Origin of the sequence: Photobacterium indicum, assembly GCF_003026215.1 — a bacterium.
GTDB classification, from domain to species: Bacteria; Pseudomonadota; Gammaproteobacteria; order Enterobacterales; family Vibrionaceae; genus Photobacterium; species Photobacterium indicum.
Map to the genome: position 1 here is coordinate 644,701 of NZ_PYOC01000002.1, position 17,068 is coordinate 661,768.

11 protein-coding genes are annotated in these 17,068 nt (G+C 41.7%); 5 read left to right on the forward strand and 6 right to left on the reverse strand.

Going from position 1 to position 17,068, the window contains the following annotated elements; translation table 11 throughout:
* Positions 1-10: 10 nt before the first annotated feature.
* From glnS to nagE, 3 genes are all read right to left on the reverse strand, one after another.
* Positions 11-1,675 carry a glutamine--tRNA ligase gene (gene glnS, locus C9J47_RS08825; RefSeq protein WP_107253180.1) on the reverse strand — a complete coding sequence of 555 codons (1,665 nt, stop codon included), beginning with the start codon at positions 1,673-1,675 and terminating at the stop codon, positions 11-13.
* A 355-nt stretch (positions 1,676-2,030) separates the two neighbouring features.
* On the reverse strand, positions 2,031-4,703 hold the full coding sequence (locus C9J47_RS08830) for a beta-N-acetylhexosaminidase (protein ID WP_211321721.1): 2,673 nt from the start codon (positions 4,701-4,703) through the stop codon (positions 2,031-2,033).
* A gap of 153 nt (positions 4,704-4,856) precedes the next feature.
* A complete protein-coding gene (nagE, locus tag C9J47_RS08835; protein WP_107253181.1) occupies positions 4,857-6,347 on the reverse strand; it encodes an N-acetylglucosamine-specific PTS transporter subunit IIBC in 1,491 nt (496 codons plus the stop codon).
* Positions 6,348-6,603: 256 nt separating this feature from the next.
* Between nagE and nagB the strand changes: the two genes are divergently transcribed.
* From nagB to asnB, 5 genes are all read left to right on the forward strand, one after another.
* On the forward strand, positions 6,604-7,404 hold the full coding sequence (gene nagB / locus C9J47_RS08840; protein ID WP_107253182.1) for a glucosamine-6-phosphate deaminase: 801 nt from the start codon (positions 6,604-6,606) through the stop codon (positions 7,402-7,404).
* A gap of 16 nt (positions 7,405-7,420) precedes the next feature.
* Complete coding sequence (nagA, locus tag C9J47_RS08845; RefSeq protein WP_107253183.1) at positions 7,421-8,557, forward strand: N-acetylglucosamine-6-phosphate deacetylase; 1,137 nt, start codon at positions 7,421-7,423, stop codon at positions 8,555-8,557.
* 3 nt (positions 8,558-8,560) lie between these two features.
* The gene (gene nagC / locus C9J47_RS08850) at positions 8,561-9,775 is read left to right on the forward strand and encodes a DNA-binding transcriptional regulator NagC (RefSeq protein ID WP_107253184.1); all 1,215 of its coding nucleotides are present in this window, start codon (positions 8,561-8,563) and stop codon (positions 9,773-9,775) included.
* 229 nt (positions 9,776-10,004) lie between these two features.
* Positions 10,005-11,591, forward strand: coding sequence for a cation:proton antiporter family protein (locus C9J47_RS08855; RefSeq protein ID WP_107253185.1), 1,587 nt, complete (start codon positions 10,005-10,007; stop codon positions 11,589-11,591).
* 310 nt (positions 11,592-11,901) lie between these two features.
* Positions 11,902-13,569 (forward strand): asparagine synthase B, encoded by a 1,668-nt coding sequence (asnB, locus tag C9J47_RS08860; RefSeq protein WP_107253186.1) that lies wholly within the window; start codon positions 11,902-11,904, stop codon positions 13,567-13,569.
* A gap of 141 nt (positions 13,570-13,710) precedes the next feature.
* Here the strand turns inward: asnB and C9J47_RS08865 are convergent, their stop codons facing one another.
* The 3 genes from C9J47_RS08865 to adk form a co-directional block, all read right to left on the reverse strand.
* Positions 13,711-15,015, reverse strand: a complete 1,305-nt coding sequence (locus C9J47_RS08865) for an inosine/guanosine kinase (protein ID WP_107253187.1) — start codon at positions 15,013-15,015, stop codon at positions 13,711-13,713.
* A gap of 121 nt (positions 15,016-15,136) precedes the next feature.
* Positions 15,137-16,105 carry a ferrochelatase gene (hemH, locus tag C9J47_RS08870; protein WP_107253469.1) on the reverse strand — a complete coding sequence of 323 codons (969 nt, stop codon included), beginning with the start codon at positions 16,103-16,105 and terminating at the stop codon, positions 15,137-15,139.
* A 140-nt stretch (positions 16,106-16,245) separates the two neighbouring features.
* The gene (adk, locus tag C9J47_RS08875) at positions 16,246-16,890 is read right to left on the reverse strand and encodes an adenylate kinase (protein WP_006231089.1); all 645 of its coding nucleotides are present in this window, start codon (positions 16,888-16,890) and stop codon (positions 16,246-16,248) included.
* Positions 16,891-17,068 lie beyond the last annotated feature (178 nt).

Genomic DNA, 17,068 nt, shown 5'->3' on the forward strand with positions numbered 1-17,068 from the left:
TTATTGGTGATTAATCACCAATTTTTGCCCATGTATCACGTAAGCCTACGGTACGGTTAAATACTAGTTTCTCTGCTAAAGAGTCTTTGCTATCAACACAGAAGTAGCCTGTACGCTCAAACTGAAACGCTTTTTCTGCTACGGCTACTTTTAAGCTTGGCTCAACAAAACCATTAAGCACTGTTAATGATTCAGGGTTAATCACTGAAACGAAATCATCTGATGCTGCTGGGTTAGCAACAGTAAATAGACGATCGTAAAGACGAATTTCTGCCGGTAAACCTGCATCTGCAGATACCCAATGAATAACACCTTTCACTTTACGGCCATCAGATGGATTCACACCTAATGTTTCATTATCGTAAGTACAGTAAATGGTCGTAATATTACCTTCTGCATCTTTTTCGATACGTTCAGCTTTAATTACGTAAGCGCCACGTAAACGCACTTCTTTGCCTAACACTAAACGCTTGTATTTTTTATTCGCTTCTTCGCGGAAATCTTCACGTTCAATCCAAACTTCACGCGTAAATGGTACTTCACGCGTTCCCATTTCTGGTTTACTTGGGTGATTGCTCACTGTTAAGACTTCTGCATCACCAGTAAAGTTTTCAATCACAACTTTAACAGGATCAAGAACAGCCATTGCACGTGGTGCATTTTCATTCAAATCATCACGAATACATGACTCTAGTGAGCTCATTTCGATGGTGTTTTCTTGCTTAGTAACACCAATACGTTTACAGAATTCACGAATAGATGCAGACGTAAAACCACGACGGCGTAAACCAGAAACAGTTGGCATACGTGGATCGTCCCAACCAGACACCAAGTTATCAGTGACTAATTGATTAAGCTTACGCTTAGACATTACCGTATATTCAAGATTTAAACGGCTAAACTCATACTGGCGAGGTTGGCAATCAATCGTAATATTATCCAAAACCCAATCGTATAAACGACGGTTATCTTGGAACTCAAGCGTACAAATCGAGTGCGTAATACCTTCTAGCGCATCAGAAATACAGTGTGTGAAGTCGTACATCGGGTAGATACACCACTTATCACCTGTTTGGTGATGAGTCGCGAAGCGAACACGATAAATAACAGGATCACGCAACACCATAAAAGATGAAGCCATATCGATCTTAGCGCGAAGAGACATAACGCCTTCTTCAACCTCACCGTTCTTCATTTTTTCGAACAGTTCAAGGTTTTCAGCAACGCTACGGTCACGGTATGGGCTTGGTTTACCAGGCTCTGTTAAGTTGCCACGGTATTCACGCATTTGCTCTGGACTTAGCTCATCAACATACGCTAAGCCTTTATTAATTAATTCAACTGCAAACCCGTATAGCTTATCGAAATAGTTTGATGAATAACAAATCTCACCGCTCCAATCAAAGCCCAACCAGTTAACATCGTTCTTAATTGACTCAACGTATTCGATGTCTTCTTTTTCAGGGTTAGTGTCGTCAAAACGTAAATTACATTGACCCTGATAGTCCTGAGCAATACCGAAGTTCAAACAAATAGATTTAGCATGGCCGATATGCAGGTAACCATTCGGTTCCGGCGGGAATCGGGTATGAACGCTTTTATGTTTGCCACTATCTAAATCCGCATCAATAATTTGGCGGATAAAGTTAGTTGGACGAGCTTCAGATTCACTCATCAATTACACCTCGTGTGCTTACAGGATTTTAGAACTGACTATGATCCATAAATATGGGTCACGACTCAACAATTAGTATGCTTTGTTTACCAATATATATAAAAAAACCCCGCAGAAGCGGGGTAAATAGAACTATTACATTCTTTATGACCCTAAATGAGGGTCAAAACAACAACATTCCAGTCAGGAATTCACATGAAGGATGAATTACCGAATCCTTAAATCTGACAATTTAAGGTACGAAACTACAACAGCAGCTTCTTAATAAGCTCTGGGGAGAGCTTATTAAGAAGCTGGCGAGAGAACCTCTCTCGCACAACTTTATTTTAAATCGTTAGTCGGAACATTCATCAAATTACAACGATGTTACTCGACTAAAGCGTAAACCATTCGCACTCACGGCACGCACCGATACATCACCCGAGATGACCGGCTGAGCATCATGGTTATAAGTATTCCAGCTATCACCCCCATCGGTTGAATACTGTAATTTAAGACCAGGCATACTCACGTTCATTTGTAATCTACCGTTTTCAATTTTCGCACCAGGAACGGGAACGCGATATTGAATACCTGCCGCATCTAGCTTCGCTAATTCACGCTGACCTACTACGTTGGCAAAACGTGCCCACTCAGTATTAAGCGCCTCTTTATTCACGAAATTAGTTTGCTGTGAATACTCAACGCCAGCTTTGTAATCCACTTCCCACTCAGCTTTATGCCAAGCACGCTCTGCAGCCGCTAAAACACGTGGGAATACCATGAATTCATATTGTTCATCGGTACGTACAGTTTCACTCCAAAGCTGAGCTGATAAGCCATAGAAGCCTTTGTATTCTGCCGCGCCTTTGCTCGCAAAACCGTTACCATCCCGATCGAGTGACGTTTCAGCATTTTGTGGCAAGTTTTCTGGTGCGAAACCAAACATTTTACGCGTATCTGTCGCACGTGTTGCCCAGTAGTAACCTCGCTCTTCTGGATCCACTTCGTATGGCATATCCATGTAAACATAATCAGGACTAGATATGATTAGATCGTAGCCTTTAGCTGACCAATCATAAGCTGAAGCACCGCCGCCCCAGTAAAGTACATCCCAGAAGTTCACCCGCACATTATCGGTTGCGAAAGCTTCTGCATCCTTTGAGTACTTCAAGCCATCTTGCCATGCTTGGAAGTTTTCAATACCTTGATCTGCCACTAACTGGCTAACACGCTCTGCAAAATAACTAGGTAAGTGATCATAATCTGCCACGGTACCGTCATTAATTGTCTGCTGGCACATTGGTGATTTTGCAAATGGCTTATCTTGTAGAGATAGGTCAAGATCGCCCTTCCAAGCCACTTTTTCTACCGAGTTTATATCTTGGAAGCCAGCACCTTGTTTAATATTTTTGGCCTCATCACCACCGAAGTGCCACGTATTTAGAGGCATGCCCGCAGCTTTGTGCATTGCAGCCATTTCGGTGATCACTTTATCGACGAAAGCAACCGATGAATCCATACATGGGTTAATGAAGCTACGCTTGTCATAAAATTGCACTGTCGTCACATTGGATGTGTCTTGCGGGTCCATCAAGCGATATTGATTGGCTGCTTCCATATCACCCGTAGCAGCTAAACGCTTATAACGTGCTTCCATTGACACTACCGCAGCACGAGCGTGCGCAGGCATATCAATTTCAGGAATCACTTCAATGCCGCGTGCTTTCGCGTACATTAAGATATCAATGTAGTCTTGCTTCGAGTAAAAACCAGATCCAAAGTTATCTGATGCTGGGCCAGAACCTAACTGAGGCAACACACACTGTGTTTCTGATAAGTCATGACAACGATTAGAACCGATATCCGTTAGTTCAGGTAAACCTGGAATTTCGATACGCCAACCTTCATCATCAGTCAGGTGGAAATGGAATTTGTTCATCTTATACGCTGACATTTGATCTAACGTACGAAGAATGGCTGCCTTAGAGTGGAAATTACGGCCCACATCAACCATTACACCACGGTAATCAAAACGTGGAGCATCGCTGATTTTAACCGTCGGAATAGTATTCTTATCACCCGTTGTCATCAACGAAATCAATGACTGCATACCATAGAAAGCACCTTGGTAATTATAACCAACAATGTACGTCGCATCTTTACGGACATCTAATTGGTAAGCGCCTTCTATCTTTTGTTCTTTCGTAAATCGCGTTGGGTCTAGACTCACTTTTACCGCGTATTTTCCTTCCGTGTTTACGCCTAACATCTCTAAACGATCATTTAGCGCAACCATCATGCTGCCTGGAATCGCTTCATTTTCAATATTAATGCCACCAGCTAATGATATTGAATCACCCGTTAGCTGAGTACTCAAAGGCGTAGGAATAATTGATCCTGCAAGCTCTTCTTTTGCAATGAGATTAACGTCGTTATTTTTTTCGAAGCGAGACTGAGCAGTAGCCAATACATTATTGTCATCAGGCGTACGCTTCCAGTTATCACCAGAAATAGGTGTTAAGTATGCAGATGGATCTTCAGCATCAGTACTTTTGATTGTTTTAGGCTTGGCATCACCCGATACAACATAAGCACGAGGCATATAATCATTTTCAAATAACGTCCAGTACTCACCTATGTATGGGATAACAACAGTCTCGCCTTCGGCAAAACCATCAAATTTATCGGTTGGTTCTAGCGTATGTAAATCGCCAGTGACATGTGTGATTTTAAACTGGTCATTCTGAACATCCAAGATCATGCGGATACTGTGGAAATAGATAGTCCAATCTTTGCTATCAACAGCTGGGCCATTATTTACCAGCGTCAAATTAATTAAATCGCACGATGCCCATTCTGCATTCAATTCCTGGCACTTCAGGCCTTCATTTGCACCGTGATTTGTAACAAGTTCATAATTAACATCAAGATTCTCAGCAAGGTTGTTTACAACGTTTTGTTCAGGCGAACCTTGTGATGCACACCCTGTTACTGCTAATGCAATAACAGATGCTAGCGCTGTTAATTTAAAAGAAATAAAACTCATGATTTGTCTCCCGAAGCCCCCCGTAAAGGGGAATTTTAATCGAGGCCTTAAATGTTAGGCACTCAAAATAACGGTCTCCTATTCTCTTTGAGAATGTGGAGACCGTTTAATTTAAAAATAAAGCTTTGTTACGTTACTTAAGAATTTAAGTAATTAAGGCAGTTTTACAGCAGATAGGTCTTCTGAAGCTGGGATACGTTTCATTTCACCAGCAACTATTTCAGCAAGAGGACCAAGGATAACCTGTAGGTTGTTTGAACCTAATTTAACCACACCCATTGCACCTAGCGCTTTTAGTGTCTTTTCATTAGCAAGACTGCTGTCTTTCAATGTTAGACGTAGACGCGTGATACATGCATCGATGTTTTCAAGGTTACCGTGACCACCAAGTGCTTTAAGGTACTGCTTAGCAAGCTCACCCGTTTCTTTTGAACCAGTCACACCGCTCTCTTCTACTTCGTCATCCTCACGACCAGGTGTCTTAAGGTTAAACTTAACGATAACTGTACGGAAGATTGCGTAGTAAAGACCAAAGAACACGAAACCTTGAAGAATTAGCATGTACCAGTTCGTTGCTAGTGGGTTACGTGACTGTAGAACCATATCGACAAGACCAGCCGAGAAGCCGAAGCCTGAAACCCAGTGCATTGAAGCGGCGATATAAACAGAAAGACCGGTTAATACTGCGTGTACTACATATAGACCTGGTGCTAGGAACATGAATGCAAATTCTAGCGGCTCAGTAACACCTGTAAAGAATGATGCGAAACCTGCAGCAATCATAATTGATGCTACTTTTTCTTTGTTCTTCGCTTTAGATGTGTGGTACATCGCAAGTGCAGCACCAGGTAGACCAAACATCATGATTGGGAAGAAACCACCCATGTACATACCTGTAACACCAGGAATCGCAACACCTGAATCAATAGACGCCTGACCACCAAGGAAGTTAGGTAAATCATTAATACCAGCAACGTCAAACCAGAATACTGAGTTTAATGCGTGGTGTAGACCAACAGGGATTAGTAGACGGTTGAAGAATGCATAGATACCGGCACCCACTTCACCCATACCTTGGATACCTTCACCGAAGTGCACTAAGCCACCGTACACTGATGGCCAAACGTACATAAGTACAAAGGCAATAAAGATACCAGCAACAGACGTTAGAATGGGTACTAAACGTTTGCCAGAGAAGAACGCAAGTGCTTTATGTAGCTCTACAGTATGATAACGATTGTAAATTTCCGCAGATATGATACCTACAAGGATACCAACAAATTGGTTTTCAATTTTACCAAATGCAGCAGGAACTGCGCTTGGGTCGATACCTTGAATTTGTGCAACTGCGCCTGGTGCTAGAAGCGTTGTAACAACTAGGTAACCAACGAAGCCAGAAAGTGCTGCTGCACCGTCTTTGTCTTTCGACATACCATACGCAACACCAACGGCGAATAGTACAGACATGTTATCGATGATTGCAGCACCTGATTTAATCAAAAAAGCTGCAAGTGCACTGTTTGCACCCCAACCATTTGGATCTATCCAGTAACCAATACCCATTAAAATTGCAGCAGCAGGTAGCGTTGCTACCGGCACCATCAGTGCTTTACCTACTTTTTGAAAATATCCAAGAATATTCACCCTTAGTTCCCCCTATGGCTCTCTTAGAATTTGAAATGGACAACTTTTTTTCGTTATCCGATTAAGTCCTTTGCAGTTTATGAAATTAATTTCGCTCCGCAAATTAAAAGGTCACCATTTGTGATCTCAATCACCCGAACAGCCAAGATCTAAACGAATTTGCTAGCCCGATCATAAAAATTATTTTATTATTCGAAACAAAAGCGATATGTCGTTAAGATTTTTTTGATTTAAGTATTTTCAATGAGGTGTCACGGTGAGATTAATACCACTTAATAATGCTAAAGAAGTAGGTTTATGGTCAGCACGCTATATATCTGATCGTATTAACAAATTTCAACCAACAGCAGACAAACCGTTTATTTTAGGCTTACCTACTGGGGGAACTCCTCTCACAACTTATAAGCGCCTTATTGAACTTTATGAAGCAGGCGAAGTAAGTTTTAAGCATGTCGTGACATTTAACATGGATGAATACATTGGCATTACCGCCGATCACCCTGAATCTTACCGTAGTTTCATGTATAACAACTTTTTCAATCACATTGATATTAAAGAAGAAAACATTAATCTTCTTAATGGCAACGCAGACGATGTTGATGCAGAGTGCCAACGTTACGAGGCTAAAATTAAGTCGTACGGGCGAATTAATTTATTCATGGGCGGTGTTGGTAACGATGGCCATATCGCATTTAATGAGCCCGCGTCTTCATTAGCATCTCGCACTCGAATCAAAACATTAACGCAAGATACCCGTATCGCGAATTCTCGTTTCTTCGATAACGATATAAATCAAGTACCTAAATATGCATTAACCATCGGTGTAGGTACCCTGCTTGATTCAGCAGAAATCATGATTTTAGTGACGGGTCACAATAAAGCATTGGCACTAGAAGCCGCTGTCGAAGGCAACGTCAACCATTTATGGACAGTATCTGCGCTTCAGCTACACCCTAAAGCATTGATTGTTTGTGATGAGCCTGCAACACAAGAATTGAAAGTCAAAACAGTTAAGTACTTCCAAGAGTTAGAAGCTCAAAATATTAAAAACCTTTAACCAAAAGGACATGTTCATGTACGCGCTTACCAATTGTCGCATTTTTACCGGTAGCGATGTGCTGAATAACCACGCCGTCATCATTGACGGTGTGAGCATTCACGCTGTTTGCCCGGTAACAGAATTACCAGAAAATATTGAACTCGTTGATTTAGGCGGTGCTAACCTAACACCCGGTTTTATTGACCTACAACTTAACGGTTGTGGTGGTGTCATGTTTAATGATGAAATTAATTCAGAAGCAATTCACACCATGCACCGCGCTAACCTTAAATCAGGTTGTACAAGTTTCTTACCGACACTAATCACATCTTCTGATGAAGATATGAAAGCTGCCATTGCAGCGACACGTGACTATCAGAATCAATATGAAAATCATTCTTTAGGTCTTCACCTTGAAGGGCCATATCTAAATGTCATGAAAAAAGGCATTCATTCTGTTGATCATATTCGTCGTTCTGATAATGCAATGATTTCAACAATTTGTGAAAATTCCGATATCGTAACTAAAGTTACTTTGGCACCGGAACAAAATGCGCAAGAGCATATCGAACAACTCGTTGAAGCTGGTGTTGTTGTTTCAGCTGGCCATACAAATGCAACGTACGTAGAAGCCCGAAAAGGCTTTGCTGCTGGCATTAGTTTTGCCACGCACCTGTTTAATGCAATGACACCAATTGCGGGGCGTGAGCCTGGTATGGTTGGTGCAATCTACGACACACCCGACGTATATACTGGTGTAATCGCAGACGGTTTTCATGTCGATTATGCGAACATTCGGATGGCGCACCGTATGAAAGGCGAGAAACTTGTTTTAGTCACCGATGCAACTGCACCCGCAGGAGCAGACATGGATCACTTTATTTTCGTCGGTAAGAAAGTATATTACCGTGATGGCAAGTGTATTGATGAGAATGGTACACTTGGAGGTTCGGCATTAACCATGATTGAAGCGGTTAGAAACAGTGTCGAACACGCAGGTATCGCTCTGGATGAAGTGATTCGCATGGCTACCCTCTATCCTGCACGAGCGATTCGTGTTGATGATAAACTGGGAGCAATCAAAAAGGGCATGGTTGCTAACTTTGCTATTTTCGATCGCGATTACAACGTTCGAGCGACTGTTGTTAACGGTGAATACGAGCAGAATTAAAATATGACAGGCGGACAAATTGGTAATGTAGATCTGGTTAAACAGCTTAACAGTGCGGCTGTTTACAGATTAATAGACTTGCAAGGCCCTATATCACGGATTCAGGTTGCGGACGTGAGTCAGCTTGCGCCTGCAAGTGTTACTAAGATTACCCGCCAGTTGCTTGAGCGCGGCTTAATAAAAGAGGTCGCGCAACAAGCCTCTACCGGTGGTAGACGTGCTATTTCGCTGACAACTGAGTCAGCCGCTTTCCACTCCATTGCTATTCGCCTTGGACGAAATTATATCGAAATTACGCTGTATGACCTTAGTGGTAAGCATATCGCAAGTGCTGCGCATAATTTCTATTACACGACTCAACAAGAACTGACTGATGGGTTATTAAGCCATATACGCCGGTTTATTTCGGGTAACCAGAACGTAATAAAAGAACTTGTTGCTTTTGGTATTACACTGCCAGGTTTAATTAACCCTGAAAAAGGCATTGTTGAATACATGCCTCATATTGATGTCGATAACTTCCCATTGGCAGATACAATCAAAAATAACTTTGGTGTTATTTGTTTTGTTGGTAATGATATCAGAGGCTTAGCGCTTGCTGAACATTACTTCGGCTCAAGCAAAGACTGCAAAGACTCAATTCTTGTTAGTATGCATCATGGTACTGGTGCCGGTATTATCGTTAATGGTCAGGTATTTCTTGGGTTTAACCGTAACGTTGGTGAAATCGGGCATATTCAAATCGACCCTCTTGGTGATAAATGCCAATGTGGTAACTTTGGTTGTTTAGAAACAGTTGCTGCCGATCCTGCTGTTGTTGCACACGTTCAACAACTTCTGGATCAAGGCTACCCGAGTAGCTTACAAGAGTTAGATGGCATTACGATGCTGTCAATTTGTGAAGCGGCCAATAATGGTGACGAGCTCGCAAGTCAGGCGTTAATTAAAGTAGGTAATCAGCTAGGTAAAGCCTTAGCGATGACGATTAACTTATTCAATCCTCAGAAAATCTTGATTGCGGGCAATATTACTCAGGCAAAAGATGTGGTTTTCCCTGCAATTCGCCGCTGCATTGAAACTCAATCACTTTCAACATTCCACAAAGACTTACCAATAGTTGCATCAGAACTATACAACCAACCTACCATTGGCGCTTTCTCAATGATTAAGCGTGCTATGCTAAATGGTGTACTTCTACAACGACTATTAGAAGACTGATAGTTACTGTAAATGAATGCTAAGTTGATATAGCTGATTAATTTGTAACAATTTATTTTTAAGGGGGTGCGTCAGACAGACACACCCCCTTATGCTATATTACGCGCAAATATCAGCTAAAGCTTAAATATTATATCGATAATACTAATGGGTACTCAACGAGAACCTTGAGGTAACTTGGGTATAGATATAATTTTAAGCTCTAAATTAAAGGATTGTCACTCCGGCTATGGAACTCGTTTTCGTTATTGCCGCATTTCTTGCAGGCTTCATTGCCTTGAGGTGCAAACTTCCGCCTTTAGTGGGCTTTTTATTGGCGGGTTTTGCCCTTAATAGTGCAGGCTTTCATTCAACCGAAACGCTTACAGTATTGGCCGATCTTGGTGTAACACTTTTATTATTCACCATTGGTTTAAAACTCGATGTAAAAACGCTACTAGCCAAAGAGATTTGGGGAGGAGCAACACTCCATAATTTACTGTCTACAGCATTATTTACACTGGCATTACTGGGTTTTAAACAGCTCGGCATTGGTATGCTAGCTGATTTAGAGCTAATGCAACTCGCATTGCTGGCTTTTGCGCTCTCGTTTTCAAGTACGGTATTTGCGATAAAAGCATTACAAGAAAAAGGAGAACTCAACGCAACATACGGTACTCTCGCCATTGGTATCCTCATTATGCAGGATATTTTTGCCGTACTTTTCCTCACATTTTCAACAGGCAAAGTACCCGAAATTACCGCGTTAGGGTTATTTGCCCTTCCTTTGTTACGTCCGCTTATGTTCAAGATTTTGGATAAAGCTGGGCATGGTGAAATGCTCGTACTTTATGCTATTTTCCTTGCATTAGTTGCAGGCGCGGGTTTATTTGAATTAGTCGGTATGAAAGCCGATCTGGGTGCGCTAATTCTTGGCATGATGCTAGCCGCTCACCCTAAAGCATCAGAAATGTCGAAAACGCTCTTTAATTTAAAGGAGTTATTACTTGTCTGCTTCTTCCTCAATATAGGCTTAGCAGAACAACCAACGTTTGATGGCTTCTTAATGGCAATTCTATTACTACTGCTATTACCGATTAAAGGATTGCTTTATTACGCTATCTTCAACTTTAGTCGCTACCGTGTTCGTACATCGTTATTGGGTACACTCACGTTATTTAACTACAGTGAATTTGGACTTATTGTGAGTGGCATGGCATACAAGCTGGGCTGGTTACCAGGCAACTTCCTTGTCGCCATCGCCATCGCTGTATCGTTATCATTCTTAATTGCAGCACCACTCAACAGTATGGGGCATCGACTTTATACAGAGGCATCAAAATGGCTCAAAGAATACGCCCCTGAAAAGCTCAACGCGAATGATCAACTCATTGATCTAGGTGAAGCAAAAATACTCATTTTAGGTATGGGTCGTATTGGCAGTGGTGCCTACGATGAGCTTGTCACCCGTTATGGCAAACAAGTGATTGGTGTTGAAAACCGTGAAGATTCGGCACTGAATCATCGTAATGAAGGGCGTAATGTGATTCATGGTGACGCTACTGACCCCGACTTTTGGGCAAGAGTCATCGCTAATCACCGTATTAAATTAATTTTATTGGCAATGCCACATAGCCAAGCAAACACCTTTGCTTTAGAACAGGTTAACTTGCGTAATTTCGATGGAAAAGTGGCAGCCATTGCTAAATATAATGACGATGAAGAACTGCTTCATGAGCTAGGCGTAGATGCCGCTTTTAATATCTACAACGAAGCAGGAAGTGGCTTTGCTCGCCATGTATGTGAGCACTTAGAACCTGATATTAAGCCTATTTAACCTCAACTCGGGATAAGAAAGTCTCATAAACAAATCAACGGCAGCTTCGGCTGCCGTTTGTTTTTTTGTACGAAAAAGCCACCGACATTAGATTAAATTCGGAAAAAACCAATTTAACTGAATGATATTCACCACAGGCTATTTTCTTTAATTGAACAGATATTTTTTATTGCATTTACTTACAGAATACGCAATTTTAACAATCAGAAAGGGAAAGGATGAGGCAGTCTATAAATCTAACTAGATGCTGGAATCTTAACCCGAAAGAATTTAGGGATAGAATTAAAACCGTTTGGTTGGAGTGGAAAGTATGTGTTCAGTATTTGGTATCTTAGACATTAAAAGTGATCCATCAGCATTGCGTGCGACTGCACTAGAAATGTCAAAAAAGATGCGTCACCGTGGTCCTGATTGGTCAGGTATCTATTCATCGGATAAAGCAATTCTTGTGCATGAACGCCTAGCAATTGTGGATTTGAATAGCGGCGAGCAGCCACTTTACAACCAAGATAAAACACATGTTTTAGCAGTTAATGGTGAGATTTATAACCACAAAGAATTAAGTGCAGAATTTGCACCAGACTACCCTTTCCAAACCGAATCTGATTGTGAAATCATTTTGGCTCTATATAAAGAGAAAGGGCCTGAACTACTTGATTACCTAAACGGTATCTTTGGCTTTATTCTTTATGATGCGGTTGAAGATGCGTATTTAATCGGACGTGACCATATTGGTATTATCCCGCTGTACCAAGGTTATGACGAACATGGTAACTATTACATTGCGTCTGAAATGAAAGCACTTGTACCAATCTGTAAAACCATCAGTGAATTCCCTCCTGGAAGCTTTCTGTGGAGCAAAAAAGGGGAACCAACACGTTACTACAAACGTGACTGGATGGAATTTGAGACGGTTGCTGATGCACCAACAGACAAAGTGGCACTAAAAGATGCACTAGAAAGTGCAGTTAAACGCCAATTAATGACCGATGTACCTTATGGTGTACTACTTTCTGGCGGATTAGATTCATCGATTATTTCAGCTATCACCAAGAAATTTGCTGCTCGTCGTATTGAAGATGATGAAAAATCGCAAGCTTGGTGGCCAACATTGCACTCTTTTGCCGTCGGCCTAGAAAATGCGCCAGATCTTAAAGCAGCAAAAGTTGTCGCAGATAGTATTGGCACTGTTCACCACGAGCTGACTTACACGATTCAAGAAGGTATCGATGCAATTCGTGACGTGATTTACCACATTGAAACATACGATGTAACAACAATTCGCGCATCGACACCTATGTATTTAATGTCACGAAAAATCCGTGCAATGGGTATTAAAATGGTACTTTCTGGTGAGGGCGCCGACGAAGTATTCGGTGGCTACTTATACTTCCACAAAGCACCTAACAAGCGTGAATTCCACGAAGAAACAGTACGTAAGCTACTAGCGTTGAACATGTTTGACTGTGCTCGAGCAAACAAATCGATGGCGGCTTGGGGCATTGAAGCACGTGTACCTTTCTTAGATAAAGAATTCTTAGAAGTTGCGATGCGCATTAACCCAGAAGATAAGATGTGTGGCAACGGTAAGATGGAAAAGCATATCCTACGTGAGTGTTTTGAAGATCACCTACCAGAATCAGTGGCATGGCGCCAAAAAGAACAGTTTTCTGATGGTGTAGGCTATAGCTGGATTGATAGTCTAAAAGAAGTCGCTGAAGCTAAAATCACTGAGCAACAACTAGAGACAGCGAGCTTCCGATTCCCGTACAACACGCCAACAACCAAAGAAGGCTACATGTACCGTGAAATCTTTGAAGAGCTATTTCCACTAGAAAGCGCTGCCAAGTGTGTTCCTGGTGGTCCGTCAATCGCATGTTCAAGCGCTAAAGCCATTGAGTGGGATGAGAGCTTCAAGAACAGTGCAGATCCTTCAGGGCGTGCCATTGCAGCCGTTCACAACGAAGCTTATAAATAAGAGTATATAGAGGGGCTAATTTACACTCTCGCCTCTTCTTTGTTCAAATTAGCGCAGATATAAAACAAAAAACCGCCATTCTTTGGCGGTTTTTTTATTCTCGAAACTCGGTTCTAGAAACTCATAACTCTATACTGAAGCTTAACGCTCCCAGTATGCTTCTTCCAGACTATCTTCGCGCTCAGGCAAGCCACGAGAAAGACGCGGAGAGTGCTGTGCAAGCACTTCATAGCTCACTCGGTTTGCATATAAACATACCTGTGAAAATGAAGAATACGTTAGGAAGCTCTGCTGATGCTTACTTGAATTAGGCACATTCTCTTTGTGGTAATGATTAGCCGACATATCGTGCAGTAACGCAGATAGTGCGCCATCACCCGCGCCATTGGTGTTCTTAATACGCTCTGGGCCACCCATGTAAGGTGCAATGTGCGAATACGCTTTAATTGGCGTTTCACATTCTGTTTTCAGCATTGGGCGGCTAAATTCATAACGGTTAAATTCAGCAATTTCACCCGGTAATAATGGTAAGCTAGTTTCGCGCTTCGCAGTATCTTCTGTGTAGCCTGCAGTATAAAGACCAACAGGACCCGCGGTACATAAAACAAGATCAACCCAGTCCAGAGTCTTATCTGAAGCAACTAATGGATCTGACTCACCAGTAAGTGCTTCAGCTTCATCTTCGTTCATCGCAACCACAGTCACATGCTCACGAAGGAAATCACGCCACCATTGTGGATCATCTTCGATAACAAATTTTGTGCCCAACGTTAGTACAACAGGTACATCATATTTCTTAGCAAATTCGATCGCTCGCATCGTTGCTTCTGGCATTGGATCACCATCTTTACAACGAACAAGGTAAGCCGTTAGCACAAGTGCTGCAGCTGTTTCGAAAATAGACTCAGGAATATTATCAGGATGCAGTTGGTTCATGCGTCCTTCATTTATGGCGAAAGTACGTTCACCATCTTTAGACATTAGCGCAAAACAACGGCCAATAGGACCCACTACAGGTTGAAGGAAGTTCATATCCATACGGCTAGAGGTATTACAAAGATAACGGTATGCATAGCTACCAATTTCAATATCTTTGCTCATAACACCTAATAGCACTGATTTATCATCAGCCAGTACAGAGTAATTGTGTAATGTATTGCCAATCGTGCCACCCGCAAATTCATGCGTAATGAGATTATTGTCTTTTAATTCACGGTATAGCTCTTCTGCTTTTTCATCAGTGATGACAAGCGAGTGCCCTTTACTTAGCTCATAGCGTTCCAGGAATTCGTCATCAACATACGCTTCAATATCAACCAAAGTCTGATCAATACCGACCACATGAGTACGAGTTAAACGCTTTTCTTGTTTCGTTTGACTTAAAAGCGGATCACGAGCATGTACTGGAAAGTAATGCTTTGATTTTCGTTGGCCTGGAAATTTCATGTAAATGGGCTGTCTGTTGTGAGATTTTTGTGGATTCTATCACACAATATAGTACAAAAAATACTGAGCTCTCACAGTTTTTAAGAGCTCAATAAAGATATATCAACGACGCAAACCTTTGCTACCAACCCTGAGTGTGCTGAATAACCAAATTTTCCATCATGCGAATATGTGCTTCGTTATCGTTTAAACATGGAATCAAATTAAAAACTTCGCCCCCAGCGTTTATAAAGGTTTCTTTGCATTGCTCTGCAATTTCTTCCAATGTCTCTAAACAATCAACAGAAAAAGCAGGGCACATAACGTCTAACCGTTTAACGCCTTTTTTAGCCAATGCTTCAATAGTCGCTTCAGTATATGGCTGCAACCATTCTTCACGACCGAAAATTGATTGGTAACTCATACTCATATTTTCACGAGGCATTGCCAGCTTTTCAGCCAGTTTTTCGGTTGTAGTATGACAATGCTTAGGGTACGGATCACCGTTATCTGCATAACGTTTGGGAATACCATGATAAGAACACAGTAAATAATCTGGCTTACCGTTTTCAGCCCAGAACTCTGAAGCAGATAGTGCTAACGCATCAATATAATCAGGGTGATCAAAGTAATGATTAATAAAACGTAACTCTGGAATATAAGGCTGTTGTTTTAGCTCTTTTGCAATACGATCAAAAACAGCAGCTGTGGTTGTACCCGAATATTGAGGATACAGAGGCAATACCAATATTTTGTCGCAACCTTGCTGCTTTAATTCTGCTAACCCCGTAGAGATACTCGGCACACCATAAGTCATACCAAGTGCCACTGGTACATTCAACTGTTTTTCTAGCATTTGTTGCTGGCGTTGAGAATACACCAGTAGCGGAGAGCCCTCTTCCATCCATACAGACTGATAAAGCTTTGCTACTTTAGGCGAGCGGATGGGTAAAATAACACCATGTAAAATAGGCAACCAAAGCCAACGGGTCATATCAACAACACGCTGATCATGCAGAAATTCGGATAAGAAACGTTTGATAGCCGCTGGCGATGCTTCATCAGGCGTCCCTAAATTGACTAGTAAAACACCATAGTTATTATTTTTCATTGCTACCACTGCACATTCATCAAAATCAAGAATTAAGTCTATCTTATCATTAAGCGACGAATTCAAGTTTTATAAACAAAAAAAAAGCGAGCAACCTAAAGGTATACCCGCTTTTTTCTTACTGGTAATGAAACCAATAATTACGCTAGTGCTTTTTCTAACTCAGCACTAACTTCTGCAACAGCCTTAGTACCATCAAACTTCAGGTACTGTGTGTTGCCAGCTTCTGCTTCTTTACCGTAGTAAGCAATCAATGGTGCCGTTTGGTTGTGGTACACACCTAAACGAGCACGCACTGTTTCTTCTTTGTCATCTTCACGGATAACAAGATCTTCGCCAGTTACGTCATCTTTGCCTTCAACCTTCGGTGGGTTGTAAACACTATGATAAGTACGACCTGATGCAAGGTGAGCACGACGACCTGCCATACGCTCAACAATTACACTGTCAGCAACATCGAACTCAATTACGTAATCAACAACAACGCCCACTTCTTTCAAGCCATCAGCCTGAGGAATTGTGCGAGGGAAGCCGTCAAGTAAAAAACCTTTTGCACAATCGTCTTGGGCAATACGCTCTTTAACCAGACCAAGGATGATATCATCAGACACCAACTGACCAGCGTCAATAACTGACTTCGCTTGTTTACCTAGCTCAGTACCCGCTTTGATCGCTGCGCGTAACATGTCACCAGTAGAAATTTGTGGAATGCCAAACTTCTCCATGATGAATTGTGCCTGTGTACCTTTACCTGCACCTGGAGCGCCCAGAAGAATGATGCGCATCTTGATCCCCTTTAAAAAATAAACTGTAGTTTTACAAAGTTATCGTTTTTAAAACCTGTAATTTAAATAACACTAAAAAACATCGGATTTAAAAAGGGTAACTTTGAAGACATGGAAAATACACTGAATAGCCCCTACTCGCAAGCCTAGAGCCCGTCTTGCCTGCGATTACATGCGT

Bases quoted from the DNA above. Each gene is read 5' to 3' on its own strand.
- glnS (WP_107253180.1), bottom strand. From the start codon at position 1,675: ATGAGTGAATCTGAAGCTCGTCCAACTAACTTTATCCGCCAAATTATT.
- C9J47_RS08830 (WP_211321721.1), bottom strand. From the start codon at position 4,703: ATGAGTTTTATTTCTTTTAAATTAACAGCGCTAGCATCTGTTATTGCA.
- nagA (WP_107253183.1), top strand. From the start codon at position 7,421: ATGTACGCGCTTACCAATTGTCGCATTTTTACCGGTAGCGATGTGCTG.
- nagC (WP_107253184.1), top strand. From the start codon at position 8,561: ATGACAGGCGGACAAATTGGTAATGTAGATCTGGTTAAACAGCTTAAC.
- C9J47_RS08855 (WP_107253185.1), top strand. From the start codon at position 10,005: ATGGAACTCGTTTTCGTTATTGCCGCATTTCTTGCAGGCTTCATTGCC.
- asnB (WP_107253186.1), top strand. From the start codon at position 11,902: ATGTGTTCAGTATTTGGTATCTTAGACATTAAAAGTGATCCATCAGCA.
- C9J47_RS08865 (WP_107253187.1), bottom strand. From the start codon at position 15,015: ATGAAATTTCCAGGCCAACGAAAATCAAAGCATTACTTTCCAGTACAT.
- hemH (WP_107253469.1), bottom strand. From the start codon at position 16,105: ATGAAAAATAATAACTATGGTGTTTTACTAGTCAATTTAGGGACGCCT.
- adk (WP_006231089.1), bottom strand. From the start codon at position 16,890: ATGCGCATCATTCTTCTGGGCGCTCCAGGTGCAGGTAAAGGTACACAG.